Here is a 1326-nt window from a genome sequence, read left to right as displayed (position 1 = left end):
AGTGGTATAAACATGCGTAATAAAATGGCTTAACCAATACCAGTACGAGGTGAGTTTAAATAAAAACGCATGTATTTATATCATAATAAGTGAGTTGTTTTTCAAAAAAGGTTTTGCTAACTAGAGAAGTCGTCCACAAAACCTTTTACGTATACTGATAGCTATCAAATAATAATACGCGACAATATCAGTTTTATTGTACCTTAGCGCGTATCACTACGGTCTGTGTTGCACTGGCATCTAGATGGACCAAGTCCCATTTGAGACCAGAGTAGTTTTCTTGCGTGGCTACTGTATTACTCATTGGTTGAATGGTCTGATAGTTTTCACCGTCTGTGGTTGCTAGAGTGGGTAGTAGACTATTCAATGATAGCAACTGAATGCTATCTGGTAATGACACCATCACATTAATGTTATTTACTGGCTGATCGGTGCTATTGGTATAAGTGGTATGGTACTCAATGATATCGCCTGAGGTGACATGATTGGTCGGTAGCGCCATCTCTTGTCCTTCTTCATTCTTCAAAATTTTCATGATCTTTGTTTGTGCACTGACCATATCAGGCTTACTAAAAGTTGGGGTCAGTTGAAATGTTTCTAAGGAAGTTGATTTCACAGTCTGATCAGTGAATGTTGGCGAGATTACAGATTGATTGAGTGTTGATGGAGTAGCTACTATTTGAGTGGTTGTTGATGTTGTTGATTCATTTATCACTGGTAATTGAGTAGCAGGTGCGACGGGCAGTACTTGTTTTACGTTATTCAGTGGTGTGGTGATAACCTGAACATTGGTGACAGTTTTGTTTGACTGATTGGTGACAGGCACGCGAGTAACTGTTGTGCTGCTTTGGGTGATAATCGTGTCATTGATATTTTGACTGACAACAGATTTTGGAGCTGTTGTTGCTTGAGTTACACCATCAGAAGTCGGCTTAACCATAGTAGTGTGACCAATAGCAGTCGTATTACCAGTGGTTTCAGGTGCAGCATATGCTGACGATATGGTGAATATGGTAGTTGCTATCATTGCGGATATCGCAACAGGCTTTGATGTTTTTTGAACAGCCAATTTTTTTGTAGTGATTGATGTACCGATGTTTAAAATCATAAAATCTTCCTTTCATCTAATAGAAAATGGAGCAGTAGTACTTATTTTCAAATATTTAGGATATGTCCTGATATATACTAGGGCGTGTCCTCAATTCAATCGATAGTTATCTAAATGAGTTAAAAACGGCTAAATCTTGCCAAACAGCGTCAAATAGCTGACTAATATCTCGATATTATCTGCGCTATGTTCCTTGTTTGACTGCTATTTATCTTATT

Annotated in this window: 1 protein-coding gene; it reads right to left on the bottom strand. The window is 38.2% G+C overall.

Annotated features, from left to right (window positions below; genetic code table 11):
• Positions 1-193: 193 nt before the first annotated feature.
• Positions 194-1108, bottom strand: coding sequence for a hypothetical protein (locus ACT3RN_RS15640; protein WP_192520981.1), 915 nt, complete (start codon positions 1106-1108; stop codon positions 194-196).
• Positions 1109-1326 lie beyond the last annotated feature (218 nt).

This window comes from Psychrobacter sp. AOP5-GZ1-6 (assembly GCF_052376345.1).
In the GTDB taxonomy this organism is placed as follows: domain Bacteria; phylum Pseudomonadota; class Gammaproteobacteria; order Pseudomonadales; family Moraxellaceae; genus Psychrobacter.
Note: the sequence above shows the minus strand (reverse complement) of the source record. Positions and strands in the feature narration are given on the sequence as shown.

Excerpts from the sequence above, each read along its gene's own strand:
- ACT3RN_RS15640 (WP_192520981.1), bottom strand. The coding sequence starts at position 1,108 with ATGATTTTAAACATCGGTACATCAATCACTACAAAAAAATTGGCTGTT.